A 25,390-nucleotide genomic window follows, 5' to 3' on the forward strand; every position below is an offset into this window, starting at 1 on the left:
CGTAGGTTGGGTTGAGCAAAGCGAAACCCAACAGGTTCGCAGTGCCGGCTGTGTTGGGTTTCGCGCGCACAACCCAACCTACGGTCCTTTCTACTTCGTCACGTCAATCACCACGCGTCCGCGCACCTGCCCGGCCAGGATCTTTCCGGCCAGTTCCGGCAGCTTCGACATGGGCTGCACCTCGTACATCGTCTTAAGGTGCGCCTTGTCGAGGTGGCGGGCGAGGCGCTTCCAGGCGCGGTCGCGCCGGGCGGCCGGGGCGGCGACCGAATCGACGCCGATCAGGGCGACGCTGCGCAGGATGTGCGGCAGGACCGTGCCCGGCAGGTCGGCGCCCCCGGCGAGGCCGCAGGCGGCGACGGCGCCGCCCCAGACGGTCTGCGACAGGACGTTGACCAGCGTGATCCCGCCGACCGAATCGACGGCACCGGCCCAGCGTTCCTTTTGAAGCGGCGGTCCCTTTTCCAGAAGGGCGGCGCGGTCAACGAAGGCCGTGGCGCCGAGTCCGGACAGATACTCGTGGGTTTCGGGGCGGCCGGTGGAGGCGGTGACCGGGTAGCCGGCCTTGGTGAGCAGGGCCACGGCGACGGAACCGACGCCGCCGGCGGCACCGGTGACCACCACTTCCTTGCCGCCGGGTTGTATGGTGCCCCAGTCTTCCAGCGCGTCCACGCAGAGCGCCGCCGTGTAGCCGGCGGTGCCGATGGCCATGGCCTCTTCCGGAGAGAAGACGTCGGGCAGGCGGGTCAGCCACTCGGGCTTCACGCGCTGGAACCGGGTGTAGCCGCCCCATTGCGTTTCGGACAGGCCCCAGCCGTTGACGATCACCTTGTCGCCGGGCTTCCAGTCGGGGGAGCGGGATTCGGCCACCGTGCCGGCCAGGTCGATGCCGGCGACCATCGGCAGCTTGCGGGCGATCCGGCCCTTGCCGGAAACGGCCAGCCCGTCCTTGTAGTTCAGGGTGGAGTAGGCGACCTCGACCAGCACGTCGTGGTCGGGAAGGTCGCCGAGGCTGAGCTGCTTGAAGCCGCCCTTGGGCTTGCCGTCGGCGTCTTCGATGACGAAGGCGTTGAAGCTGTCGGCCATGCGCGGATCCTCTCCCCGTTTTGTCGTTGTGGGGAGCAAGCCTAGCATGCGCACACGGGCGGGCAAGCGCCCGCCCGTGCCGCACCGACGCGATCGATCAGAAGCTGATCTTGGTCTGGAGCGCGACGACGTCCACGTGCGCCTTGTAGTCGGCCGTCAGGTTGCCGCGCAGGGCGTTCGGGCCGGTGCCGGGGTCGGTCAGGTTGACCTTGGCGGTCGGGGCGAAGACGTGGGAATAGCCCAGGTCCGTCCGGATGCTGTCGGTGATCTGATAGCCCACGCCGACGGACGCCCAGTAGCGGTCGGAGTCCGGAATGCGCGGCGTGCGGAACGCGTCGGGCACCGGGCTCTGGTCGTAGGCGACGCCGGCCCGCAGGGTCAGCTTGTCGGTGACCTTGTAGGCGGCGCCGAGCGAGAAGAACCAGGAGTCGTTCCACTGCTCCTCGGTCACCGAATCGCCGCGCAGCGGGTTGGAGTAGCGGATGCGCAGTTCCTTGAAGCGCGACCAGTTGGTCCACTGCACGTCGGCCATCACCGCGAACTGGCTGGTCAGTTCCTGGTAGACGCCGGCGGCGATGATGTCCGGGGTGGTCAGCTTGGCCTTGATCGACGCCGGGGCGAAGCTGCCCGACAGTGGCGCCGGAACGCCCTGGAACTTCGCGTCGCCCTCAAGCTCCTGGAACACGGAGGAGCGGTAGGACAGGCCGATTCGGGTGCCCTTGACCGGCTCGTAGAGGGTGCCGGCGGTGAAGCCGAAGCCCCAGCTGTCGCCCTTCACCTCGCCGATGCCGTCGCGCGAGCCCGGAGCGACACCGGCCACGCCGGCCGCCGCGAGGGCCGAGCCGAAGTCGATCGCCTGGCTCAGGCGCGCCTTGGTGTACTGGAACTGCAGGCCGCCGGCGACGGTCAGCTGGGGCAGCAGCTGATAGGCGACGGTCGGGGAGATGTTGAGCGTCTGGAGGCTGGAATGGATGCCGTGATAGCGGCCGACCCAGTTTTCCGGATAGTCGGTGGACAGACCCCACGGCATGTTGATCGACAGGCCGAGCTTCACGTCGGGCGAGACCGCGTAGGCGGCATAGCCGGTCGGAAGCACCGCATCGACGCCGATGTCGTCCGAATTGGCGGTCCCGGAAATGGTGCTGCCGCCGAGCCGGGCGGTGCGCGTGCCGCGTGCGTTGGTGGTCTGGGACGTCGGGAAGATGCCCGACAGCACACCGACGACTTCGTTGTCGTTCACCACGCCCAGAGCAGCCGGGTTGAAGAACATGGCGCTGGCGTCGCCCGCCGCGTTCGTGGCCGAACCGGCGAAAGACGTTCCCTGGCCGGACGCGCTCTGCTCCTTCAGGAAGTAGCCGGCGGCCATCGTCGGCAGCGGCGCCGAGACGGCGGCAACGGCCACCGCGGCAAGCAGGTGCGCCTTCAGATTGGATGTGGTGTGATTCCTTTTGGGCATACGCGTCTCCCCGAATTCGTTTGTTAACGCAATGATACACATATTGACGTTAACGTAAAGTCCCTCGCCGCGCTGGCGATGCATGGTCCGCTTATGCCACTCAGAGTAGGACCCTGACAATGGAAAGGGCCGGATATACGAATTCCGCAGCAAGATGATCTGCGGTGCGGAATATTGTTGCGCGTGCGGTGACTGAACGGCGGGCGCCGTTGGCCACTCATTCTTGGGGGCGGCGTCAAAAAGGGCGAGGAGTCGGGGGCTTTGATTCGCCCCCACACCGCTGAATTGTTGGAATTATCGTGTGGGAGAACCTGCGGGGGCGACTCGGGGGGCGGTACGCCTTGGCCAAGCTCAGGTGAACAGGCCGAAGACGTAGGCAACGGCGGCGCGGACGTAGCCTTGCTCGTCCGTCCACACCAGCTTCGCCGTGATGGCGAGCGACGCGACGACCAGCATCGGCCGCACGATGGCAGCCCCGTTGCGGATGACCATGTGGGCGCCGAGCTGCGCCCCCAGATACTGCCCGACCCCCATCAGCAGGCCGGCCGCCCACAGGATGTGGCCGCCCATCAGGAAGAACAGCAGGGCGGCGATGTTGCTGGTGAAGTTCAGCACCTTCGTGTGGGCGGTGGCCTTGCGCAGGTTGAATCCCAGAAGCGAGACGAAGGCGATGGCGAAGAAGGTCCCCGTGCCGGGGCCGAAGAAGCCGTCGTATAAGCCGATGCCCGTGCCGGCCAGCAGGGCGAAAGCGCGCTCCCCGATGCGGCGGTGAGCGTCGATCTCGCCAGCCTTGGGCGAGACCAGCAGATAGATCGCGATGCCGACCAGCAGGACCGGGATGACGTTGCGCAGGAAGCTGGCGTCCAGCATCTGCACCAGCGTCGCGCCCAGGGCGGAGCCGACGAAGGTGCAGGCGATCATCCACAGCATCTCGCGCGGCGACACCTCGCCGCCCCGCGTGAACTTCAGCGTGGCGGAGAAGGAGCCGAAGCTGGATTGCAGCTTATTGGTCGCCAGCGACTCGGCCGGGGACAGCCCGGCCCACAGCAGGGCCGGCAGCGTCAGCAGACCGCCGCCGCCCGCGATGGCGTCGACGAAGCCGGCCAGCAGGCCCACCCCGAACAGGGCGGCCAGCGTCTCGAAAGACAGCAAATCCATGTCAGCCGGCGCTGGCTTCGGTGATGGCGGCGTTGAAGGCCTTCACGCCCGCGCCCGGCCCGTCCGGGTGGTGCCACACGGCGCTGACCACGGCCAGGAAATCGGCCCCGGCCTGGACCAGCGGTCCGCAATTTTCCGGCGTGATGCCGCCGATGGCGACGCAGGGCACCTCCATCAGCTCCGACCACCAGCGCAGCAGCTCCGGCTCCGCCTTGTGCTGGGCGTCCTTGGTCGTGGTCGGGAAGAAGGCGCCGAAGGCGACATAGTCCGCCCCGGCCTCGCCGGCTTCCATGGCGAGATGGCGGCTGTCGTGGCAGGTCACGCCGACGATGGCATCCTTGCCCAGAATCTTGCGCGCCTCGGCATAGGGGGTGTCCGTCTGCCCCACATGCACCCCGTCGCAGCCCATCTCGCGGGCCAGCCGGGGGTGGTCGTTCAGGATGAAGGCGACGTCGCGCTCCTGGGCGATGGGACGCAGCGCGTCGCAGGCCCGGCGGATGGCGTCGTCGGAACAGTCCTTCAGGCGAAGCTGCACGCAGGCGACATCGCCAGCGTCCAGCGCCTCAGCCAGTTTCGGCGCGAACGCCGCCGGCTCAAGAGCCGGCGGCGTCACGAGGTAAAGCCGACAGGTGTTTTCGGTACCCTGTGGCAAACCTTACTCCTTGCCCTGATAGATCTTCATGATCCGGTCGAGCAGCTTCAGGGCCTCTTCACGCGGACGCTGGAAGGCGTTGCGGCCGATGATCGAGCCGTTGCCGCCGCCGTCGCGGATGGCGCGGGCGTCCTCGAACACCGCATCCTCGCCCTTGGTGGCGCCGCCCGAGAAGACCACGATGCGGCGGCCGTTGAACGAGCACTGCATGATGTGGCGGACGCGGTCGGCCTGGGTCGCGATCTGGATGCCCTTGGCCTCGTAGACCTTCTTGGCTTCCGCCTGCTCCAGATGGGCCGACGGCAGCTTGACCTTGATGATGTGGGCGCCGAGCAGGGCGGCCATGTGAGCGGCGTAGCCGATCACGTCGACGGCCAGCTCACCGTCCTTGGAGATGTTGCCGCCGCGCGGGTAGGACCAGATCACGGTGGCGAGACCGACCGACTTGGCCTCCGCCGACAGCTCGCGGATCTCCTCGTACTGGTCGTACATGGCTTCCGAGCCGGGGTAGATCGTGAAGCCGATGGCCGAGCAGCCCAGGCGCAGCGCGTCCTCGATCGAGGCGGTCACGGCCTGGTCGGCCGCTTCCTTCTGCGTGGACAGGCTGTTGGCGCTGTTCATCTTCAGGATCAGCGGGATCGAGCCGGCGAAGGTCGACGCACCGGCTTCCAGCGAGCCCAGCGGAGCGGCGTAGGCGTTGCAGCCCGCGTCGATGGCCAGCTGGTAGTGGTAGTGCGGGTCGTAGCCCGGCTCGTTCGGCGCGAAGCTGCGCGCCGGGCCGTGCTCGAAGCCCTGGTCAACCGGGAGGATGACCAGCTTGCCGGTGCCGCCCAGCTTGCCTTCCATGAGAATGCGGGCGAGGTTCGCCTTCACGCCCGGATTGTCGCTCTCGTAGTTCGCAAGAATTTCTTTAACGCGACGAGTGAGCTTCATGTGGCTCTTCCCTTGGGGCATTTTCGGAAATGGCGCCCTCATAGCCCAGCGCGGCCCGCTTTGCAACGTCGGGAGGGGTGTAATGCGGCGTTTCGCGGCAGGAAAAGGGCTTATTCGGTGTGTCTAGGCGGTTCATCGCCGTATGCGTCAACAAGCGACACGGCGATGTCTCGCACGCCATAATGCACACGAAAGATTGAGAAAGTGCCCGTGGGGACGTCGCGTTTCCGGACGCCGATCAGTGGATGCAAGTCAGTGGATGATGGACTGCCACACCACATAGGCGCCGTAGCCGACCCCCGCCACGACACCCCAGGCTCCGGCCGCGAGGCCGGCCCAGATGGCGAGCAGCTTCGGCCCGCGGATTTTCTCCACGTGCGGCTCGGGGAAGGGGACGCCGCGGCTCAGGCCGTCGGGGCGCGCCAGATGGGGGCGATGGTCGTCGAAGCCGGCCGCCTTGGGCCGCAGGGGCGTTGTCGTGTTCATCGGGGCTGATTACCGCTTCGTGGCCGTTTCAGTTACACTACACCACCTTTGCGCGGAGAGTTTTGGGGAAAAAGCAGTAATGGGCTGTGGTCAATTGGTGACCCAGATCCGCCTACTCCATTCCGCGCAGCCAATCCCGGCATGCCGCCACTTGGTTACGAACGCCGCGCAGGTCCAGCGCTTTGGGCAAGGTGGTCAGCACCACGGCGCCCCGCGCGGCGGCGATCTCCGCCAGTTTCACGCCAACCAGGGCCGGACCGGTGAACAGGATGGCCTCCACCCCAGCGGCGAGCGCGCCCTGCGCGTCCCCGGCCCGGTCGGCGCAGTCGAGCACCGTGATCAGGGGAAGGGTCGGGAACTCCGCCGCAGCGCGGGCCGCCACGGTTCGGAACCACAGGGCGCCGGCGTGGGCCGCGGCGGCCGGGGCGCTGACCAGCAGGAGGGGAACGCCCAATTCGGCCGCTGCGGCGCAGGCCGCACGCGCTTCGGCAAGCCCGTGGATGCGAATCGGACGCGTGGCTCCCTTGGGCAAAGTCGACCCCTGCGACTGAGAATTGAGGCAAGTCAAACCAGCGCCTCCCCGGCAACGCTATACTTTGGACTCGAACGCATCCCCTGGGGTCGCCGCCGATGATGGACTACAAGGGCTATAAGGCCCAGATCGACTTCGACAACGAGGCCGGCATTTTCGTCGGCGAAGTCATCAACACGCGCGACGGCATCACCTTCTCCGGCCGCTCGGTCGATGAGTTGCGCAGCGCGTTCCGCAAGGCCGTGGACGACTATCTGGAAATGGCCTGCGACATGGCGGGCAACGCCGACCAGCCTTTTTCCGGCAAGCTCGCCATCCGCGTCAACCCGATGCTTCACCGCGCCATCGCCACCTGCGCCCAGCGCGAGGGCAAGAGCGTGGCCGCCTGGGTCGCCGACCGCCTGAGCGAGGCCACGGGCGTGAACGCGGTCAAGCTGGGGCAGGGCGACTTGCGCCGCTGAGGCGCCGCCGTCAGCTTTTTCCCCGAATCAGCTCCGCATAGAAGGCGTCGATCTCGGAAAGCCGTCCTTCCCGGTCGAAGCGCCGGAGGTCGGCCACGTAGCGGGGCTTGCGATGCGCGTGGGCGCGCCGCAGAGCCGCCGTCATCGCCTCCACGTCGTCGAGATTCACCAGCTCCGCCGGAAAGCCCGGCAGCAGCGCCAGGGCCCCCTGGGACCGCGTCGCCAGGATGGGGGCGCCGGCGTCCAGCGCCTCCAGGAACACCAGCCCGAACGGTTCGTCGCGGGAGGGGGAGACGAACAGGTCGAAGGCCTGGAACAGGTCGCGCGCGTCGGGGCGGAAGCCGGTGAAGACCACGTCCAGCGGGGCGGCCCGCTCCAGAGCCTCGCGCTCGGGTCCATCGCCGACGATGACCAGCCGCGCGTCGGGCAGCTTGGCGCGCCGGAAGGCCTCGATCAGCAGGTCGCATCCCTTGGACGGGATCAGGTGTCCGACGAAGCCGATGACGAAGGCGTTCTCATCGCCGACCAGCGCGCGCCGCTCGCGCAGGACGGCGGCGGAGTCGAGGCGAGGGCGCGGCGTGTACCACAGGTCGATGCGCGCCGTTCGCCCCTTGTAGTCGGCCGAAATCCCATCCCGCTGCCAGTCCGTCGTGCAGATCAGCCCGTCCACAGCCTTATAGTAGCTGTGGCGGTAGTCGAGGTGGATGGTCGCGACGACCGGCGCCTTGCCCGCGACGCGGGGCGCCAGACGGCTGGCGCGGCCACCATGGGCGTGCACGATGTCGGGCCGGAAGCGCCGGATCGCGCGCCAGGCCTGCCACGTCCAGAGGGGCCGGCTCAGCGTTTGGACCCGGACGGCCGGATCGAGCCAATCGCGAATCGACACGCCGTTCCCGTCCGAGCAGTCCTTGCGCAGCAGCAGCAGCACGTCATGGTGCCGCGCCTGCGCGTTGACCAGCTCCGCCACATGCCGTTCGGCGCCGCGGAAGCCCTTGGACAGGATGGTTTGCAGAATTCTCACGGCGTTCCGACGGCGTGGTGGTGGATCGGCGTTGATGTTCGATTGATTGGCGCCAAACAACAACGAAAAAGGCCGACAACAAAAGAGGTCGGCAACGAAAAAGGCGCCCCCTTGCGGGAGCGCCTTTCCGTCGGGCACGAGGCCGGCGAGCTTACTTCGCGTTGACCATGGCGATCGCGGTGTCGCTCATGCGGTTCGAGAAGCCCCACTCGTTGTCGTACCAGGTCATGATGCGGACGAAGTTGCCGTCGATGACCTTGGTCTCGTTCAGCGCGAAGATCGAGCTGTGCGGGTCGTGGTTGAAGTCGGTGGAGACCAGCTCCTCCGTGTAGGCGCCCAGGATGCCCTTGAGCGGACCGTTGGCGGCCTCGGAGATCGCCTTGGTGATCTCCTCCACCGAGGTGGCGCGCTTGGCGGTGAACTTGAAGTCCACGACCGAGACGTTCGGGGTCGGGACGCGCATGGCGGTGCCGTCCAGCTTGCCCTTCAGTTCCGGCAGCACCTTGCCGACGGCCTTGGCCGCACCGGTCGAGGTCGGGATCATGTTCAGGGCCGCCGCGCGGGCGCGGTGCAGGTCCTTGTGGTTGGTGTCCACGATGCGCTGATCACCCGTGTAGGAGTGGATCGTGGTCATGAAGCCCTTCTCGATGCCGATCAGGTTGTGCAGCACGAAGGCCACCGGGGCCAGGCAGTTCGTGGTGCACGACGCGTTCGACACGATGCGGTGCTCGGCCTTCAACTGGTCGTGGTTCACGCCGTAGACGACCGTGATGTCCTCGTCGGTGGCCGGGGCGGAAATCAGGACCTTCTCGGCGCCCGCTTCCAGGTGCTTGGCGGCGTCGGCACGCTTGGTGAAGATGCCCGAGCATTCCATGGCGACCTGGATGCCCAGATCCTTCCACGGCAGCTTGGCCGGGTCGCGCTCCTGGATGACCTTGATCGAGTGGCCGTTGACGATCAGCTCGCCGTCACGGGTCTCGATGGTGCCGGGGAAGCGGCCATGGACGCTGTCGTACTTCAGCAGGTGGGCGTTGGCCTTGAGATCGGCGAGGTCGTTGATCGCCACGACTTCGACGTCCTTGCGGCCGCTCTCGTAAATGGCCCGCAGGACCAGACGGCCGATACGGCCAAACCCGTTGATCGCAACCCGAACAGCCATTGTATTCCTCCAGTCTGGCATTCCCCCGGCCTTGGCCGGTAAGCGCCGACCCCCGCCTTGTGGCCGGGGGTCGGTAATCTGGTGAACGGTCGCTCTTTTACAGGCGCGCCTTCGCCGCCGCGACCACAGCCTCGGCGGTAATGCCGAAGTGCTTGTAAAGCTCCTGATAGGGGGCCGATTCGCCGAAGCCGGTCATGCCGACGAAGGCGGTGCCGGTGGCGCCGACAAAGCCCAGCCAGCGGTCCCAGCCCAGCCGGATCGCCGCCTCGACCGCGACGCGCACGCCGGTGCCGAGCACGGACGCCTTGTAGGCGTCGTCCTGGGCCTCGAACAGCTCCCAGCTCGGCATCGACACGACGGCGGTGCCGACACCCTCGGCCTGGAGCGCCTTGCGGGCCTCCATGGCGAGCGACACTTCCGAACCGGTGGCGAGCAGCGTGACGCGGCGCTCGCCCTGGGCCTCGGCCAGCACGTAGGCGCCGCGGGCCGAGCGGTTCTCGTCCGTATGCTCCGTGCGCAGCGTCGGGACGTTCTGGCGGGTCAGCGCCAGGACGGACGGGCCGTTCACCCGCTCCAGCGCGATCTGCCAGCACTCCGCCGTCTCCACGGCGTCGGCCGGGCGCAGGGTCAGCAGGTTGGGGATGGCGCGCAGCGCGGCCAGATGCTCGACCGGCTGGTGCGTCGGGCCGTCTTCGCCGAGGCCGATGGAGTCGTGCGTCATCACGAAGATGGACCGCTGCTTCATCAGCGCCGCCAGACGGATCGACGGGCGGCAGTAGTCGGCGAACTGCATGAAGGTGCCGCCGTAGGGGATCACGCCGCCGTGCAGCGCCATGCCGTTCATGACGGTCGCCATGCCGTGCTCGCGCACGCCGTAACGGACGTAGCGGCCGTTGAACTCGCCCCGGCCCTTCACGTCGGCCGTGTTCTTGGCCTTGGTGTTGTTCGACGGGGTCAGGTCGGCTGAGCCGCCGATCATCTCCGGCACGGCCGGGACCAGAATGTCGAGCACGTTGCCCGACGCGACGCGGGTCGCCCAGCTCGGCTTGTCCTCCGACACCTTCTTCTTGAAGGCGGCGATCAGTTCGTTCAGGCCGGCCGGGACGCCACGCTCGAAGGCGGCGTCGAAGACCTTGCGGGCGGAGGCGTCGAGCTTGCCGGCGCGCTGCTCCCAGGCGGCGAACTCGGCGTCCGAGCGGGTGCCGGCGGCGCGCCAGGCGTTCAGCACCTCCTGCGGAACGACGAAGGGCTTGTGCGGCCAGCCGAGGTTCTCACGGGTGGCGGCCACCTCGTCGGCGCCCAGCGGCGAGCCGTGGCAGCCGTGGGTGTTGGCCTTGTTCGGAGCGCCCTTGCCGATGATGGTGCGGCAGGCGATCAGCGTCGGCTTGTCGGAACGCTGCGCGGCTTCGATGGCCTTGGCGACGGCCTCCGGATCGTGGCCGTCCACCGACGCCGTGTTCCAGCCGTAGGAGCGGAAGCGGGCCGGCGTGTCGTCCGTGAAGCTGAGGTCGGTCGAGCCGTCGATGGAGATGTGGTTGTCGTCCCACAGCACGATCAGCTTGCCCAGCCCCAGGTGGCCGGCCAGCGAACAGGCCTCGTGGCTGACGCCCTCCATCAGGTCGCCGTCCGACGCGATGACGTAGGTGTAGTGGTTGACCAGATCGTCGCCGAAGCGGGCGTTGGTGATGCGCTCGGCCAGCGCGAAGCCGACGGCGGTGGAGACGCCCTGGCCCAGCGGGCCGGTGGTCATCTCGATGCCCAGGGTCGGGTCGACCTCCGGGTGGCCCGGCGTCAGGCTGCCGAGCTGGCGGAAGCGCTTCAGCTCGTCGATGGTCATCCGCTCATAGCCGGTGAGGTAGGCGAGCGAATAGATCAGCATCGAGCCGTGGCCCGCCGACAGGATAAAGCGGTCGCGGTCGGCCCAGGTCGGGCGCTTCGGGTTGAACTTCAGGAAACGGGTGAACAGCACCGTGGCGACGTCGGCCATGCCCATCGGCATGCCGGGGTGGCCGGACTTGGCGGCCTCCACAGCGTCCATGGCGAGCGCGCGGATGGCGTTGGCCATGGTCTGAATCGGGGCGGACGGCGTGGCGGCGGAGACAGCGGACATCGGGCAATGTTCCTGAAGACGGGCGCGCAAGGCAGCGGGATTGGGACAACACCGATCGGGCGGGAAACCGGCCGGCCCCCGCAGAACGCGCGCACCATGCAGAAGCCTTGTGCCGAGGTCAACATGGGAATGGGGATGGCCGCCCGGCCTGCGGCGCATTTCCGGTTGACGGGGTGGCGCCCTCGGCCCAACTCTAGCGCCCGGCATTTTATGCATGTGCTGACGGCCCATCGCTTGCCAAGGTTTCTGCCCATGGATTCCCTCAAGACCGCGCTCGACCGCCTCGCCAAGGCCGTGGACCGCCTGGAGAACGCCGCCGCCGCCCGCGAGGAGCGGGTGGTGAAGCGCGAACAGGAGCTGACCGAATCCCTGCGCGAGGCCCGCGTCGAGCAGGCCCGCGCCCAGGAAACGGCCGAGGCCGTGTCGAAGCGGCTGGAGGCCGCCATCGGGCGGCTCGAAGCGGTGATGGAGAACTGAACCGATGGCCCAGGTCGATGTCGAGGTGAACGGTCGCGCCTACCGCATGTTCTGCGCGGACGGGCAGGAGGCCCGGCTGCGCGAGCTGGCGGCCTATGTGGACACACGGCTGAAGCAGGTGACCGGCGGCGGCAGGTCCGGGTCGGAGGCGCAGATGCTTCTGCTGACCGCCATCGTGCTGGCGGACGAGATGCAGGACGTCATGGCCGGCCGCGGCGTCGCTCCGGCGTCCGCCGCGAACGAGGCGGCCGAGAAAGAGGCGGAGATGGTCGCCGCCGTCGATCATGTCGCCCAGCGCATCGAAGAGGTTGCCGCGCGGCTCGAGCGCGCCTAAGTTAGTGCACGGAAGGTCGCTGCCTGGTTCGTCAGGTCGCAATAATCCCCAGGGCCGATAATCTAGACTCTCGGGAGCTGTCCCTGTCCGGACCGTGGTCCGGGTACACGGCGCCCACCTGCTCTTGCAGGTCATGGAGGATAGGCACATGCCAACGGCCGAGGCGGCACCTTCCACTCTCTCGGTTCGAATTCCCAAAAGACGACGATGACTGACCTGCGCCCGGCCAAGGACGCCGCCCGACTCCAGGCGCGCGCCGTGCGCGACGCCATCGCCGACGATGCCTTCCGGGACTCCGCCGCGCGGGCCGTGGCCGAGCGCCTGCGGGCCGACGTGGCGCTGCCGGACGGACCCGTGGCCGGCTATTGGCCGCTGGGGTCGGAACTCGACGTGCGGCCTCTTCTCCTCCATCTTAGGACTCCGGAGCGCCCGGTGGCGCTGCCCGTCTCGGGTCCGCGCGGAAAGGCCCTGACCTTTCGCGCCTGGGACCCGGCGGTGCCGCTCGCCGCGGGGCGCTACGGTATTTTCGAGCCGGATGCCGGCCAGCCGGAGGTCGTGCCGTCGGTGCTGCTGGTGCCGATGCTGGCCTTCGACCGGCGGGGGCACCGGCTGGGCTACGGAGCCGGCTATTACGACCGGACGCTGGACGCGCTGCGCGCTATCCGGCCCGTGCTGGCGGTCGGCGTGGCCTTCGCCGCGCAGGAGGTCGACGCGGTGCCCTGCGCCGACCACGACGAGCGGCTGGATTGGATCATCACGGAGCGCGAGACGCTTCGTATTTCACACGGAGCGTGAAACGCTCCGCATTTCGCACGGGGCGTGAGACGCTCCGCAGTTTGACGTGAAGGTTTGGGATCATGCGGCTTCTGTTTCTGGGCGACGTGGTGGGGCGGACGGGACGCGACGCGGTGATCGCGCACATGCCGGCCCTGAAGGAGCGGCTGGACCCCGACCTGACCGTCGTGAACGGCGAGAACGCCGCCGGCGGATTCGGCATCACCGTCAAGATCGCCGAGGAGTTCTTCGCGGCCGGCGTGGACGTGGTGACGCTCGGTAACCACTCCTGGGACCAGAAGGAACTGGTGGCCGCCATCGACCAGCAACCGCGCATCATCCGCCCGCTGAACTACCCTGAGGGGACGCCGGGGCGCGGCTTCGTGCTGCTCCAGGCGCGGGGCGGGCGCAAGGTGCTGGTCATGAACGTCATGCTGCGCCTGTTCATGGACGCGCTGGACGACCCCTTCGCGGCGGTGGAGCGGGTGCTGCGCGCCCACCGGCTCGGCGCCGGCGGGGTGGACGCCATCCTGGTGGACGTGCACGGCGAGGCGACCAGCGAGAAGATGATCATGGGCCACTACTGCGACGGCCGCGCCTCGCTGGTGGTGGGCACGCACAGCCATGTGCCGACGGCCGACCATGTGATCCTGCGCGGCGGCACCGCCTATCTGACCGACGCCGGCATGTGCGGCGACTACGACAGCGCCATCGGCATGAAGAAGGAAGTCGCCATGGCGAAGATGATTCGCAAGCTGCCCACCGAACGCCTGAGCCCCGCCGAGGGCGAGGCGACCGTCTGCGGCTGCTACGTGGAGACCGACGACCGCACCGGCCTCGCCACGAAGATCGAGCCGTTGCGCCTCGGCGGGCGGCTGAGCCAGGCGATGCCGGCGCGGAGCTGACTCCCGGCAACTTTGTTGCCGGCGCGCAACGGTGGGGCGAGTGCCACGGCTCCGCCGGGGTGGCGCCCCAATCTCGCCATATTGACTTTCTAAATGGGTAGGTGTCGTCTCCGGCGCCGAAGGCGTGCGGTGGCGCACTAGATCTGGTACATGTGTCGCACCGCTTTCAAAGCTGTTTCACCAGACCTTGTATCTTTGATTCCATCTGGGGCTCGTTCGACGCATGGCCGGTCATAGCCAATTCAAGAACATCATGCACCGCAAGGGCGCGCAGGACGCCAAGCGGTCCAAGATCTTCAACAAGCTCGCCCGCGAAATCACGGTCGCGGCTAAGGCGGGTCTTCCCGACCCGGCGGCCAACCCGCGCCTGCGCGCGGCGATCACCACTGCCCGCACGCAGAACATGCCGCGCGACCGCATCGACCGCGCGATCAAGCAGGGCACGCCGGGTGGCGGAGACGACGCGAACTACGAAGAGGTGCGGTACGAGGGCTATGGCCCCGGCGGCGTCGCGCTGATCGTGGAAGCGCTGACCGACAACCGCAACCGCACCGCCGCCGAGGTGCGCTCCGCCTTCACCAAGTACGGCGGCTCGCTGGGTGAGACGAACTCGGTCAGCTTCATGTTCAGCCGCGTCGGCGCGATCTTCTACCCGGCCACGGCCGGTGAGGCGGACGCCGTGTTCGAGGCGGCGCTGGAGGCCGGTGCCGACGACGTGTCGTCCGACGAGAACGGCCACGAGATCACCTCCACGGTGGAGAACTTCGCCGTCGTCCGCGATGCGCTGGAAGCCAAGTTCGGCGGCGCGGAAAGCGCCCGCCTGACCTGGAAGCCGCTGAACACCGTCGCTCCGTCCGAGGACGCCGCCACCAGCCTGCTGAAGCTGCTGGACGTGCTGGAGGACAACGACGACGTCCAGACCGTCGAAGGCAACTTCGACATCTCCGACGAGCTGATGCAGAAGCTGACCGCCTAGTGCGGCACAGCTGAGTACGGAGGACACCGGAGTGCTCGGGCAGGCCGGACGGACCGGGGCGGCGCAACAGCCGCCCGTACGCCTCTTGGGGCTCGACCCCGGCCTGCGGCACACCGGCTGGGGCGTCATCGACGTGGCCGGCAACCGCCTGACCCACGTCGCCGACGGCGCCGTCCACTCGGACGGCGACTGCCCGCTCGCCGAACGGCTCTGCCAACTGCACGACGCGCTGACCGCCGTGCTGGAACGCTACCGCCCCGACGAGGCGGCGGTTGAGGAGACCTTCGTCAACACCAACGCGGCCTCCACGCTGAAGCTGGGGCAGGCGCGGGCGGTGGCACTGCTGGTCCCGGGGCAGGCCGGGCTGCCGGTGGCGGAATACGCCAACAACATGGTGAAAAAGGCGGTGGTCGGGCAGGGTCGCGCCGACAAGACGCAGGTGCAGGCGATGATCCGCCTGCTGCTGCCCGGCTGCGCCATCACCACGCCCGATGCGGCGGATGCGCTGGCGGTGGCGATCTGCCACGCGCACCATCGCTCCAGTTGGCAGATGTGGAAGAAGGGCGCCGATCAATCCCTCTCCCCTCTGGGGAGAGGGTGGCCCGAAGGGCCGGGTGAGGGGGCCCGGCGCGGCGCGACGTCCGGCAATCGCGGGACCCCCTCACCCCAACCCTCTCCCCAGAGGGGAGAGGGGGCCTTGCTGCCCATCGCCAAGGACAAGCCGACACCGCTTCACACCAACAGGGCCGTTCATCTTCGTCGTGACTCGACGGAGGTGGAAAAGGTGATGTGGCAGAAGCTGCGCAACGCCCAAATGGGGGCGAAATTCCGCCGTCAGGAGCCCATCGTCGGCTTCATCGTCGATTTCGTCGCCCACGATCATCGGTTGGTGATCGAACTGGATGGCGGGCAGCATGCCGAACAGGCGCAATACGACGAGCGGCGGACGCGCATGTTGGAACAGGCCGGGTTCCGGGTCCTCAGATTCTGGAACAATGACGTAAATGACAATCTGGAAGGCGTGCTGGAGACGATCCGCTCGGCTCTTGCCGCGACTCCGGTGCTGCGCCGCGACCCTCTTCAAAAGCGGGAGAGGGGAATTGAGGAAGAACCAGCATGATCGCCAAGCTCACCGGCATCGTCGATTCGGTCGGGACCGACTGGGTGGTCGTGGACGTCAATGGGGTCGGCTATCAGGTGGCCTGCTCCAACCGCACGCTGTCGCGCATGACGACGGGCGAGCGCGTCGCTCTGGTCGTGGAGACTTTCATCCGTGAGGACCGCATCACCCTCTACGGCTTCGCCGATGCGGGCGAGCGCGACTGGTTCCGGCTGCTGACCACCATCCAGGGCGTGGGCTCGCGCCTTGCCCTGTCGATTCTCGGTGTTCTCGATCCCGACCAGATCACGCGCGCGATCGCCGCGCAGGACAAGACGGCGCTGACCCGCGCCGAAGGCGTGGGGCCGAAGGTGGCCGCGCGCATCATCAACGAGTTGAAGGACAAGGTGGGGAACCTCGCCCTCGGCGCCTCGGCCGCGACCGCTCCGGCGGGCGGCAAGGCGGCACCGGGCGATGGGGCTGCCGCAGGGAGCACCGCGAACAACACGGTCATGGCGGACGCCGTCTCGGCCCTCGTCAACCTCGGCTACGGCCGGTCGGAAGCGTTCGGCGCCGTGGTGGCGGCCGGGCGCAAGCTGGGCGACGGGGCGGGCGTGTCGGAGCTGATCCGCCATGGCCTTAAGGAACTGAGCCAATGACGGCCATCCAGGACGGCAACAACCCCGAGCGGCTGGTCCAGCCGGGTCCGGGCGTCGGCGACTCCGGCGAGGCGTCGATCCGCCCGCTGTCGCTCGCCGAGTTCATCGGGCAGCGGCAGGCGCGGGAGAACCTGTCGATCTTCATCCAGGCGGCGCGCTCGCGCGGCGAAGCGCTGGACCATGTCCTGCTGTTCGGCCCGCCGGGCCTGGGAAAGACGACGCTGGCGCAGATCGTGTCGCGCGAGTTGGGCGTCGGCTTCCGCGCCACCTCCGGCCCGGTCATCGCGCGGGCGGGCGACCTTGCCGCTCTGCTGACCAACCTCCAGCCGCACGACGTCCTGTTCATCGACGAGATCCATCGCCTTAATCCCGCCGTGGAAGAGGTGCTTTATCCGGCGATGGAGGATTTCCAGCTCGACCTCATCATCGGCGAGGGGCCGTCGGCGCGCTCGATCCGCATCGACCTGCCGCCCTTCACGCTGGTGGGCGCCACGACCCGTTCCGGCCTGATCACGCGCCCCTTGCGCGAACGCTTCGGCATTCCCGTGCGGCTGCAATTCTACGAGCCGGACGAGCTGGAATTGATCGTGCGCCGCGCCGCCGGGGTGCTGGGCATGGGGATCACGCCGGAAGGCGCGCGGGAGATCGCCAACCGTTCGCGTGGGACGCCGCGCGTGGCCGGCCGGCTGCTGCGCCGCGTGCGCGACTTCGCCGCCGTGGCCGGCGTGCCGGAGGTGGACGCGCGCGTCGCCGACGCCGCGCTGACCCGGCTGGAGGTCGACCGCCTCGGCCTCGACAGCATGGACCGGCGCTATCTGGGTATCATCGCCAACAACTACGGCGGTGGCCCGGTGGGTGTGGAGACTCTGGGCGCGGCGCTCGGCGAACAGCGCGACGTGCTGGAGGAGGTCGTCGAACCCTACCTGATCCAGCAGGGCTTCCTGCAGCGCACCCCTCGCGGGCGTATGCTGACCGACCAGGGCTTCCGCTACCTGGGGCTGAACCCGCCCGCGGCGCCGACCCGGCAGTTCGACCTGCTCGACCGGATTGCCAATCCGGGAACCGATTCGCCGGGCGCCGATCCGGATGAGGGCGACGATGCCTGACCGGATCACTTCGGATACCGCGACTCCGGCCCACCCAAATCTGTCGGGCTGGTTTGACGAGAACGCGTTCCACCGCTTTCCGATGCGGGTCTACTACGAGGACACGGACGCCGGCGGTCTGGTTTACCACGCCAACTACCTGCGCTTCTTCGAACGGGCACGCACGGAAATGCTGCGCCTGCTCGGCCACACCAACGCCGGCCTGATGGCAAGCCACGGTGTGTCATTTGCGGTACGAAGGGCCGAGATCGATTTTGTCGCTCCCGCCAAGCTTGAGGATACGCTTGAAGTGGTGACGCGGATGACCGATACCGGCGGAGCCTCTTTCGCAGTTGCACAATCTGCCCTCCGCGACGGCCGCGAGCTGGCGCGGGCGGGGGTGCAGTTGGCGATGATCAACGGGGCCGGACGTCCGGCGCGCCTCCCGGCGCCGGTCCGCGAGGCATTGAACGAATTGTTTAAAAGGCAAAAGCGAGACTGACAGCGATGGATGTAAACTCCGCCCAGATGGTCGGGGCCGCTGCGAAGGCCCACGACATCACGATGTGGGGCCTGTTCTGGCAGGCCGACATGATCGTCAAGGTCGTGATGCTGATGCTGTTCGCCGCGTCGGTGTGGTGCTGGGCCATCATCATCGAAAAGCTGATGCGCATCCGCCGTCTGAACGCCCAGGCGGACGCCTTCGAGGAAAGCTTCTGGTCCGGCGGGTCGCTCGACGCGCTGTACGACCGGATTGGCCAGGCGCCGGCGGACCCGATGTCGGCGACCTTCGCCGCCGGCATGCGCGAATGGCGCCACGCCGCCGACCGCGGCATCGGCACCATGAAGGGCTCGCTGCAGCAGCGGGTGGAGCGCGTCATGTCGGTCAGCATCGGCCGCGAGATGATGCGCGCCGAACGCTACATGACGTTCCTCGCCTCGGTCGGCTCGACGGCCCCCTTCATCGGCCTGTTCGGCACGGTCTGGGGCATCATGAACTCCTTCACCTCCATCGCCTCGTCGGGCAACACCAGCCTCGCGGTCGTGGCGCCGGGCATCGCGGAGGCGCTGTTTGCCACCGCCATGGGCCTGCTGGCCGCCATTCCCGCGGTGATCTCGTACAACAAGTTCACCACCGACCTCGGCCGCTACGCCGACCGGCTGGAGACCTTCTCGGGCGAGTTCTCGGCGATCCTGTCGCGGCACCTTGAGGAGCGGGGGGCCGCCTGAGATGGGAGCCCAGCTCGCAGGCAAGGGCGGTCACGGTCGCGGCAAGCGCCGCGGCTACCGCGCGATGGCCGAAATCAACATGACGCCCTTCATCGACGTCATGCTGGTGCTGCTCATCGTCTTCATGGTGGCCGCTCCGCTGCTGACCGTCGGCGTCCCGGTGGACTTGCCGAAGACCAACGCGGCGCCGCTGGAGGCGCAGAAGGATCCGCTGTTCGTGACCGTGCAGTCCGACGGCCGCGTCTACGTTCAGGAGACGGCGGTCGAGATGGGCAACATGGTCGCGCTGCTGATCGCCGTCACCAACAACAACCCCGAAGCCCGCATCCTGGTGCGCGGCGACGCCAAGATCGCCTACGGCAAGATGCTGGAGGTGATGGGCACCATGAGCGCCGCCGGCTTCAAGAAGGTCGGTCTGGTCGCCGAGATGCCCAACGGTCCGACCGCGGCCGGTCCGCGCGTCGGCGGCGGGGTCAAACGTTGAGCGCCAAGGCGTAGTTGAGGCCGTAGATCCATGCGCAAACCACTGATCGCATCGGCAACGCTGCACGTTGCGCTCATCGCGCTGGTCGTGCTCGGCCTGCCGCCCAGCGATCGCAAGCTGGAGCTGCCGGAGTCCATCCCGATCGAGATCGTGGATATGGGCGAGGTGACTCAGGCCGCGCGCGCCGACAAGGGCGAGCCGAAGCCGCAGGCGCCCAAGCCGCCGGTGCCGGAAGCCAAGCCCACTCCCCCGGCGCCGTCGCCGCCGGAGCCGGCGTCCGAACCGCCGCCCCCACCGCCGAAGCCTGAGCCGAAGGTCCCGGAGCCGCCGAAGGTCGCCCAGGTGCCGCCGCCCCCGCGCGAGCCGACGCCGCCGCCCAAGCCGACTCCGCCCCCGCCGCCGCCCGATCCGGAACCGACGCCGACTCCGAAGCCCCCGGAACCAAAGCCCGAGCCGAAACCGGAGCCGCCGAAGCCCCAGCCCCCGAAGCCGGAGCCTCCCAAGCCGGAACCGCCGAAGCCCGAGCCGCCCAAGCCGGAGCCCCCGAAGCCGGAACAGAAGAAGCCCGAGCCGCCGAAGCCGGCGCCCGAGCATCCGAAGGCCGAGCCGAAGAAGCCGGAGAAGCCGCCTGAGAAGGAGACGGCCAAGTCCGACCCGCTGCAGGATCTTCTGAAGAACGTTCAGAAGAACGCGCCGAAGAGCGCGCCGTCCGACAGCAAGGCGGACGCGAAGCCGACCCAGCAGGCCGCCGCGCCCTCGGCGCCGGCTGGCGCCGCGAAGGCCGTCAACGGCCCCGACAAGCCCTTCAAGCCGTCGGGACGCGCGATCGACGGGATTCGCGGGGCGGTCAGCCGCAACTGGAACTTCGACACCGGCCGCAAGGACGCGGCCAACATGCAGGTGGAGATCATCGTCGAACTGGGCCGCGACGGCACGGTGCTGAACGCGGCAATCCATGAGAAGTACCGGTCACGCTACATGTCGGACTCGGCCTTCCGTGCATCGGCCGACGCGGCGCTGCGCGCGGTGAAGCGGACGAGTCCGCTGCCGATCAGCGAGTTCTCCGGCGACTTCACGCCCGCCAAGTACGAGGAATGGCGTTACTTCGTGTTCAATTTCGACCCGAGGGATATGTTCTGACCATGACGAAGAAGACGAGGCTTCTGCTGAAGGTCGCCGGGTACGCCGGCGCTCTGCTGCTCGCCCTCGGCGTCGCGGCGCCCGAACCGGCGCACGCCGAGGTGCGCATCGACATCACCAAGGGCGTGGTCGAGCCGTTGCCGATCGCCATCACCAGCTTCGCCGGTGCGGGTGGCCGTGAGGCTCAGATGGGCTCCGACATCTCCAAGGTGATCTCGGCTGACCTGGAGCGGTCGGGCCTGTTCCGCCCGCTCGACCCGAAGGGCTTCCTCCAGACCCCCGACCAGCTCCGCTCCGGCGAGCCGCGCTACCAGGACTGGCGCGCCGTCGGCGCCCAGGCGCTGGTCGCCGGCAACACCACGTCGGCGGGCGACGGCCGCATGAAGGTCGATTTCCGCCTGTGGGACGTGGCCGCCGGCCAGTACATGCAGGGCCTGAGCTACACGGCCACGTCCGACAGCTGGCGCCGCATCGCCCACATCATCGCCGACGCCATCTACAAGCGGCTGACCGGCGAAGAGGGGTATTTCGACACGCGCATCGTCTATGTGGCCGAGTCGGGCCCGGCGAACGCGCGCAAGAAGCAGCTGGCCATCATGGACCAGGACGGTGAGAACCATCACTTCCTGACCGACGGCCAGACGCTGGTGCTGACCCCGCGCTTCTCGCCGACGGCGCAGGAAATCACGTACATGTCGTACTTCAACAAGAAGCCGCGCGTGTACCTGTTCAACATCGACACCGGCCGCCAGGAAGTCCTGGGCGACTTCCCCGGCATGACCTTCGCCCCGCGCTTCTCGCCGGACGGCAACAAGGTCATCATGAGCATGGCGCAGAACGGCAACACCGACATCTACGCCCTGGACCTGCGCACCCGCCGCCAGACGCAGCTGACCGATTCGCCGGGCATCGACACCGGCCCCAGCTATTCGCCGGACGGCCAGCGCATCGTCTTCGAGTCGGACCGCGGCGGCAGCCAGCAGCTCTACATCATGAACGCGGACGGCTCGGGCGTGAAGCGCCTGACCTTCGGCGAGGGCCGCTACGGCACGCCGGTCTGGTCGCCGCGCGGTGATCTGATCGCGTTCACGCGCCAGCGTGGGGGCAGCTTTGCGCTGGGCGTAATTCGCCCGGACGGCACGGGCGAGCGCATCCTGACCGAATCCTTCCACGTGGAAGGCCCGACCTGGGCGCCAAACGGCCGTGTTCTCAGCTTTTTCCGCGATGTCCCGAGCGGCGACGGCCGCGGGCGGAGCGCGAAGCTGTACACGATCGACGTGACCGGCGCCAACGAACGGCGCGTGATCACCCCGCTGGACGGTTCCGACCCCGCATGGTCGCCCTTGATTCCCTAATGGACTAGCCCTATTTTGCGCGCGCAGGAACGACGCTTAAGACGAAGGTCGGAAGTTCGCATTTCCGTCGGGGTCTGGCGGAAGTCGGCGTCGCTCGAAATCCACAGTCCGGCCATAACACCAAGTGTCGCTTAGGGGGTCATTAGACATGCGCATTAAGTATCTGAGCCTGATCGCCGCCGTCGCGCTGCTCGGCGCTTGCGAAACCGCTCCGAAGGACGCGGGCAACGCCGCCGGCAACGGCACGCAGACCAGCTCCATCCGTCCGGGCTCGCAGGAAGACCTGGTCGTCAACGTCGGCGACCGCGTCTTCTTCGGCTTCGACCGTTACGACCTCGCTCCGGAGGCTCGCGCCACCCTGGACCGCCAGGCTTCGTGGCTGAAGCAGTACCCGAACGTCACCGTGACCGTTGAAGGTCATGCTGACGAGCGCGGCACCCGCGAGTACAACCTCGCCCTGGGTGAGCGTCGTGCGAACTCCGTGAAGAACTACCTGGTCGCTGGCGGCATCAACCCGTCGCGCGTCAAGGTCATCTCCTACGGCAAGGAGAAGCCGGCCGTCCTCGGTTCGAACGAGGCCGCCTGGGCTCAGAACCGCCGTGGCGTGACCGTCGTCGACTAACGACGGCACCCATCCGGGTACCAGGGAAGCGCCGCTCCGGAGCAATCCGGGGCGGCGTTTTCTTTTTCCGATGCACTCCATGATGCTGCCGCAATTCAGCCCCGGAGCGGTCACGGGATGATGAAAAAAGAAGCCGCTGAACAACCTCCGGGATAATGCCTCATGGCCTTTATTCGGAAAATTTTGATACTTCTTTTTCTTGTTCCCCTTTTAGCCGCGTGCGCGGTCTCTCCAAGACAGGGAGCCGACTGTGTTCTCCAAAGTTCCATCCGGCCCGGTTCGGACACCGAGGATTTCATCATTCCGGATACCGTTTTCTTTGAGACGGATCGGTCTGATCTGGATGACAATGCCTTAGCTATCCTGCGTCGGCAGAAGGATGCGCTTTCGCATTATCCAGGCATCTCGGTAACCATTGAGGGCCATGCTGACGAGCGCGGGACCCGCGAATACAATTTGGCTCTTGGCGATCGTCGAGCGGCGGCTGTCCGAAACTTTTTCATCGCGTCGGGAATCGACGGTCGCCGGATCAAGATCGTGTCCTACGGCAAGGAGAAGCCGGCCATCCCCGGTTCAGACGAGGCCAGTTGGGCCAAGAACCGGCGCAGCGTCTCCGTTCCCGACAACCAATGACGGCACCATCGGGGTTCAAGGGAGGCGCAGCCCTGGAGCGATTCGGGACGGCGTATCCGGTTCCAATTTGATCCGCCGATCCGCAAATCACCACCGTGCATGGCGCGCGCGATTCTGGTAAACAGCCGCCATAGTTTCGCCCGCTTGCCCCGACATCTTCCCCCCACGGCTTCTCCCGTCCGGACAGGACCCCACGCATGACCAAGACCTCTTCCTTTGCCGCTTTGCTGCTTGGCGGCCTGCTGTGCAGCGGTTCCGTGTTTGCTCAGACCGCCTCCATGCAGGACCGGCTCGCGCGGCTGGAGTCGGGAGTCGCGGCGCTCGGCGGGGAGGGCGACCGGGTGGAGGTTGCGCAGGCCTACCCGCGCGCCAACAGCTGGAACCAGACGGCCCAGACCGCCGAGGTGCCGCCGTCCGTAGCCGCCGATTTCGAGGTGCGGCTCCAAAGGCTGGAGCGCTCGATGTCGGAGCTGACCGGCCGCTATGAAGAGGCGACCTACCAGCTCTCCCAGCTCAAGGACCGTCTGGAGCGGGTGAACAGCGACATCGATTTCCGCCTGAAGGACTTGGAGACCAAGGGTTCCGGTGGGGGTAGCGACCCGTTCGGCGGGCCGAAGGCCAGCAGCTCGGCTCCGGCCGCGAAGATGGTCGACAAGGCCCCGGAGAAGTCGGTGGACAAGGCTCCGGAAAAGGCGCCGGAGAAGTCGACGCAAACCGCTTCGGTCGCGCCGCTGCCCGCCAACGCCAGCCCGGACAAGCAGTACGAGCATGCCTTCGAACTGCTGCGCCAGTCCGACTATGACAAGGCGGAGAAGGCGTTCACGGACTTCCTGGCGAAGAACAAGGGGCACCAACTGGCCGGCAACGCCCAGTACTGGCTGGGCGAGACCTATTACGTGCGCAACAAGTTCCCGGAGGCCGCGATGGCCTTCGCCGAGGGTGTGCAGAAGTACCCGAAGAACTCCAAGGCGGCGGACAATCTTCTGAAGCTCGGCATGTCGCTGGAGCAGCTGAATCAGAAGAAGGACGCCTGCACGGCCTTCAACCAGCTCATCACCAAGTTCCCGGAGGCGTCGGCCAGCGTGAAGCGCCGCGCCGACACGGAGCGCAAGCGCCTGAACTGCCCGGCCTAATCCTTTGCCCGGCCCAATCCCTTGTCCGGCCTGACCGACCTGCAGCCGGTTTCGCGTGAGGAGTTCGCCGCCTTCATGACGCGGCTGGGCGGCTTCGAACCGAAGCCGCGCCTTGCCGTCGGCGTGTCGGGTGGGGCGGACAGCCTTGGGCTCGTCATGCTGGCCCAGGACTGGGCGGCTCGGATGGGTGGGGATGTTCTGGCCCTGACCGTCGACCATGGGCTGCGGGCGGAGTCGCCGGCGGAGGCCGCGCAGGTCGGTCGCTGGCTCGCGGCGCGCGGCATCGCCCACGCCGTCCTGCGCTGGGAAGGGGAAAAGCCCGCCACCGGCATCCAGGCGGCGGCGCGGGCCGCCCGGCATCGCCTGATGGCGGAACGCTGCCGCGCCGAGGGCGTTCTGCATCTGGCGCTCGCCCACCATCACGACGATCAGGCCGAAACGGTGCTGCTGCGCTTCGCGCGCGGTTCCGGGGTCGACGGGCTGGCCGGGATGGCGCCGATTCGCGTGGTGGGGGATGTGCGGGTGATCCGCCCGCTTCTCGATATACCGCACGCCCGGCTGGTCGCGACCTGCCGCGCCTTCGGCCAGGATTGGATTGAGGATCCGTCGAACCGCAATCCCGCCTTCGCCCGCGCCCGCCTGCGCGCGGCGGAGGAGGCTCTGGCCACCGAGGGGCTGGACTCCGAACGCCTTGCCGACACCGCCCGCCGGGCTGCCCGCGCCCGTGCCGCGCTGGAAACGGGAGCGGCGCAGCTTCTAGCCGAGGCGGCCGAGGTCTATACGGAAGGCTGGATTCGCTTGGATCCGGTGCCGCTGCTCGGGGCGCCCGAAGAATTGGGTATGCGCGCGCTCACCCGCTGCATCGCCGTAGTCGGCGGCGCGCCCTATCCACCGAGGGCCGAGGCGGCGGAGCGCCTGTTCGCGGAGGTGGCGCGCGGACTCGACAAGGGGCGGACGCTCGGGGGGTGCCGCATCCTGCCGCGCCGAGGCCTTATAATGATCGCGCGCGAGCCGGCCGGTGCGACGGAGCGCCTTGCCATCCATCCCGGCGAGTCGGTCTGGTGGGACCGCCGCTTCACCGTGCGGATGGGGCAGGGCGAGGGCGGTGCGCTAACCGTGGCGCAATTGGGGAAGGTCGGCTGGCAACTCGTGAAGGCGGCGTTGCCCGATTCGGAGGCTTTCGGCCTATCGGAGGCTGTGCGGGAGGCGCTTCCCGCGCTCTGGGACGGGCCAAGGCTCGCCGCGGTGCCGAGTCTGGGCTTCTTTGGGGAGAAAAGCGCTCTTATGGCGGAGGCTTTCTTCACCCCCGCGGCGGTGTTGGGCGGGCCAGCTTTTCCGGTTGTTTCAGCCGGGGGCGGCATTATTTAATCTGGGAACGTGCCCGTAAGACCGGAGGGTGGGTCCGTGACGGCGTACCATTCCGCGCTGGG

General features: G+C 67.8%; 28 protein-coding genes, 1 other RNA gene and 1 pseudogene. 20 read left to right on the top strand and 10 right to left on the bottom strand.

The window, feature by feature from the left end; all coding sequences use genetic code 11:
• Window positions 1-90: 90 nt before the first annotated feature.
• The 7 genes from ACSVC7_RS05210 to ACSVC7_RS05240 form a co-directional block, all read right to left on the bottom strand.
• Window positions 91-1,086, bottom strand: a complete 996-nt coding sequence (locus ACSVC7_RS05210) for an MDR family oxidoreductase (RefSeq protein WP_448203363.1) — start codon at window positions 1,084-1,086, stop codon at window positions 91-93.
• A 97-nt stretch (window positions 1,087-1,183) separates the two neighbouring features.
• The gene (locus ACSVC7_RS05215) at window positions 1,184-2,542 is read right to left on the bottom strand and encodes an OmpP1/FadL family transporter (protein ID WP_448203364.1); all 1,359 of its coding nucleotides are present in this window, start codon (window positions 2,540-2,542) and stop codon (window positions 1,184-1,186) included.
• 351 nt (window positions 2,543-2,893) lie between these two features.
• Complete coding sequence (locus tag ACSVC7_RS05220) at window positions 2,894-3,700, bottom strand: TSUP family transporter (protein ID WP_448203365.1); 807 nt, start codon at window positions 3,698-3,700, stop codon at window positions 2,894-2,896.
• A gap of 1 nt (window position 3,701) precedes the next feature.
• Window positions 3,702-4,352, bottom strand: coding sequence for a thiamine phosphate synthase (gene thiE, locus ACSVC7_RS05225; RefSeq protein WP_448203366.1), 651 nt, complete (start codon window positions 4,350-4,352; stop codon window positions 3,702-3,704).
• A 3-nt stretch (window positions 4,353-4,355) separates the two neighbouring features.
• Entirely contained in the window at window positions 4,356-5,285 is a 930-nt protein-coding gene (locus ACSVC7_RS05230; RefSeq protein ID WP_448203367.1) for a class I fructose-bisphosphate aldolase, read from the bottom strand.
• 252 nt (window positions 5,286-5,537) lie between these two features.
• Window positions 5,538-5,771, bottom strand: a complete 234-nt coding sequence (locus ACSVC7_RS05235) for a hypothetical protein (RefSeq protein ID WP_448203368.1) — start codon at window positions 5,769-5,771, stop codon at window positions 5,538-5,540.
• Between the two features lie 112 nt (window positions 5,772-5,883).
• On the bottom strand, window positions 5,884-6,225 hold the full coding sequence (locus ACSVC7_RS05240; RefSeq protein ID WP_448203369.1) for a hypothetical protein: 342 nt from the start codon (window positions 6,223-6,225) through the stop codon (window positions 5,884-5,886).
• A gap of 176 nt (window positions 6,226-6,401) precedes the next feature.
• Here ACSVC7_RS05240 and ACSVC7_RS05245 point away from each other — a divergent pair, with 176 nt between their 5' ends.
• Window positions 6,402-6,764: a type II toxin-antitoxin system HicB family antitoxin gene (locus ACSVC7_RS05245; protein WP_448203370.1), complete on the top strand. Its 363-nt coding sequence runs from the start codon at window positions 6,402-6,404 to the stop codon at window positions 6,762-6,764.
• Window positions 6,765-6,774: 10 nt separating this feature from the next.
• On the opposite strand, the gene ACSVC7_RS05250 is transcribed toward ACSVC7_RS05245, so the two are convergent.
• The 3 genes from ACSVC7_RS05250 to tkt all read right to left on the bottom strand — a co-directional run bounded on the left by ACSVC7_RS05250 (window position 6,775) and on the right by tkt (window position 11,054).
• Window positions 6,775-7,785, bottom strand: a complete 1,011-nt coding sequence (locus tag ACSVC7_RS05250; protein ID WP_448203371.1) for a glycosyltransferase — start codon at window positions 7,783-7,785, stop codon at window positions 6,775-6,777.
• 151 nt (window positions 7,786-7,936) lie between these two features.
• Window positions 7,937-8,944: a type I glyceraldehyde-3-phosphate dehydrogenase gene (gene gap / locus ACSVC7_RS05255; RefSeq protein ID WP_448203372.1), complete on the bottom strand. Its 1,008-nt coding sequence runs from the start codon at window positions 8,942-8,944 to the stop codon at window positions 7,937-7,939.
• A 97-nt stretch (window positions 8,945-9,041) separates the two neighbouring features.
• A complete protein-coding gene (gene tkt / locus ACSVC7_RS05260; protein WP_448203373.1) occupies window positions 9,042-11,054 on the bottom strand; it encodes a transketolase in 2,013 nt (670 codons plus the stop codon).
• A gap of 252 nt (window positions 11,055-11,306) precedes the next feature.
• On the opposite strand from tkt, the gene ACSVC7_RS05265 reads away from it, so the two are divergent.
• From ACSVC7_RS05265 to tilS, 19 genes and pseudogenes are all read left to right on the top strand, one after another.
• Window positions 11,307-11,531 carry a hypothetical protein gene (locus ACSVC7_RS05265; protein WP_448203374.1) on the top strand — a complete coding sequence of 75 codons (225 nt, stop codon included), beginning with the start codon at window positions 11,307-11,309 and terminating at the stop codon, window positions 11,529-11,531.
• Between the two features lie 4 nt (window positions 11,532-11,535).
• Complete coding sequence (locus tag ACSVC7_RS05270; protein ID WP_448203375.1) at window positions 11,536-11,865, top strand: cell division protein ZapA; 330 nt, start codon at window positions 11,536-11,538, stop codon at window positions 11,863-11,865.
• Window positions 11,866-11,878: 13 nt separating this feature from the next.
• Window positions 11,879-12,039, top strand: a non-coding RNA gene (gene ssrS / locus ACSVC7_RS05275) — 6S RNA.
• A 33-nt stretch (window positions 12,040-12,072) separates the two neighbouring features.
• Complete coding sequence (locus ACSVC7_RS05280; RefSeq protein ID WP_448203376.1) at window positions 12,073-12,660, top strand: 5-formyltetrahydrofolate cyclo-ligase; 588 nt, start codon at window positions 12,073-12,075, stop codon at window positions 12,658-12,660.
• Between the two features lie 62 nt (window positions 12,661-12,722).
• Complete coding sequence (locus ACSVC7_RS05285) at window positions 12,723-13,544, top strand: TIGR00282 family metallophosphoesterase (RefSeq protein WP_448203377.1); 822 nt, start codon at window positions 12,723-12,725, stop codon at window positions 13,542-13,544.
• A 223-nt stretch (window positions 13,545-13,767) separates the two neighbouring features.
• Window positions 13,768-14,520 carry a YebC/PmpR family DNA-binding transcriptional regulator gene (locus ACSVC7_RS05290; RefSeq protein ID WP_448203378.1) on the top strand — a complete coding sequence of 251 codons (753 nt, stop codon included), beginning with the start codon at window positions 13,768-13,770 and terminating at the stop codon, window positions 14,518-14,520.
• Window positions 14,521-14,551: 31 nt separating this feature from the next.
• Window positions 14,552-15,061, top strand: a pseudogene (ruvC, locus tag ACSVC7_RS05295) (crossover junction endodeoxyribonuclease RuvC); the annotation flags it as partial.
• A 9-nt stretch (window positions 15,062-15,070) separates the two neighbouring features.
• A complete protein-coding gene (locus ACSVC7_RS05300) occupies window positions 15,071-15,640 on the top strand; it encodes an endonuclease domain-containing protein (protein ID WP_448203515.1) in 570 nt (189 codons plus the stop codon).
• Window positions 15,637-16,278 (top strand): Holliday junction branch migration protein RuvA, encoded by a 642-nt coding sequence (ruvA, locus tag ACSVC7_RS05305; RefSeq protein WP_448203379.1) that lies wholly within the window; start codon window positions 15,637-15,639, stop codon window positions 16,276-16,278. Before ACSVC7_RS05300 ends, ruvA begins: the two co-directional genes overlap by 4 nt.
• Window positions 16,275-17,384: a Holliday junction branch migration DNA helicase RuvB gene (ruvB, locus tag ACSVC7_RS05310; RefSeq protein WP_448203380.1), complete on the top strand. Its 1,110-nt coding sequence runs from the start codon at window positions 16,275-16,277 to the stop codon at window positions 17,382-17,384. The genes ruvA and ruvB overlap by 4 nt, the downstream gene beginning before the upstream one ends.
• Window positions 17,377-17,865: a tol-pal system-associated acyl-CoA thioesterase gene (gene ybgC / locus ACSVC7_RS05315; RefSeq protein ID WP_448203381.1), complete on the top strand. Its 489-nt coding sequence runs from the start codon at window positions 17,377-17,379 to the stop codon at window positions 17,863-17,865. Before ruvB ends, ybgC begins: the two co-directional genes overlap by 8 nt.
• A gap of 5 nt (window positions 17,866-17,870) precedes the next feature.
• Complete coding sequence (gene tolQ, locus ACSVC7_RS05320) at window positions 17,871-18,593, top strand: protein TolQ (protein WP_448203382.1); 723 nt, start codon at window positions 17,871-17,873, stop codon at window positions 18,591-18,593.
• Window position 18,594: 1 nt separating this feature from the next.
• Window positions 18,595-19,077 (top strand): protein TolR, encoded by a 483-nt coding sequence (gene tolR / locus ACSVC7_RS05325; RefSeq protein ID WP_448203383.1) that lies wholly within the window; start codon window positions 18,595-18,597, stop codon window positions 19,075-19,077.
• A gap of 30 nt (window positions 19,078-19,107) precedes the next feature.
• Window positions 19,108-20,217: a cell envelope integrity protein TolA gene (tolA, locus tag ACSVC7_RS05330; protein WP_448203384.1), complete on the top strand. Its 1,110-nt coding sequence runs from the start codon at window positions 19,108-19,110 to the stop codon at window positions 20,215-20,217.
• 2 nt (window positions 20,218-20,219) lie between these two features.
• Window positions 20,220-21,572 carry a Tol-Pal system beta propeller repeat protein TolB gene (gene tolB / locus ACSVC7_RS05335; protein WP_448203385.1) on the top strand — a complete coding sequence of 451 codons (1,353 nt, stop codon included), beginning with the start codon at window positions 20,220-20,222 and terminating at the stop codon, window positions 21,570-21,572.
• A 148-nt stretch (window positions 21,573-21,720) separates the two neighbouring features.
• A complete protein-coding gene (pal, locus tag ACSVC7_RS05340; protein ID WP_448203386.1) occupies window positions 21,721-22,194 on the top strand; it encodes a peptidoglycan-associated lipoprotein Pal in 474 nt (157 codons plus the stop codon).
• A 162-nt stretch (window positions 22,195-22,356) separates the two neighbouring features.
• Complete coding sequence (pal, locus tag ACSVC7_RS05345) at window positions 22,357-22,827, top strand: peptidoglycan-associated lipoprotein Pal (RefSeq protein ID WP_448203387.1); 471 nt, start codon at window positions 22,357-22,359, stop codon at window positions 22,825-22,827.
• A 197-nt stretch (window positions 22,828-23,024) separates the two neighbouring features.
• Complete coding sequence (ybgF, locus tag ACSVC7_RS05350) at window positions 23,025-23,960, top strand: tol-pal system protein YbgF (RefSeq protein WP_448203388.1); 936 nt, start codon at window positions 23,025-23,027, stop codon at window positions 23,958-23,960.
• A gap of 21 nt (window positions 23,961-23,981) precedes the next feature.
• The gene (gene tilS, locus ACSVC7_RS05355; RefSeq protein ID WP_448203389.1) at window positions 23,982-25,328 is read left to right on the top strand and encodes a tRNA lysidine(34) synthetase TilS; all 1,347 of its coding nucleotides are present in this window, start codon (window positions 23,982-23,984) and stop codon (window positions 25,326-25,328) included.
• Window positions 25,329-25,390 lie beyond the last annotated feature (62 nt).

Source organism: Azospirillum mesophilum, from assembly GCF_053470405.2.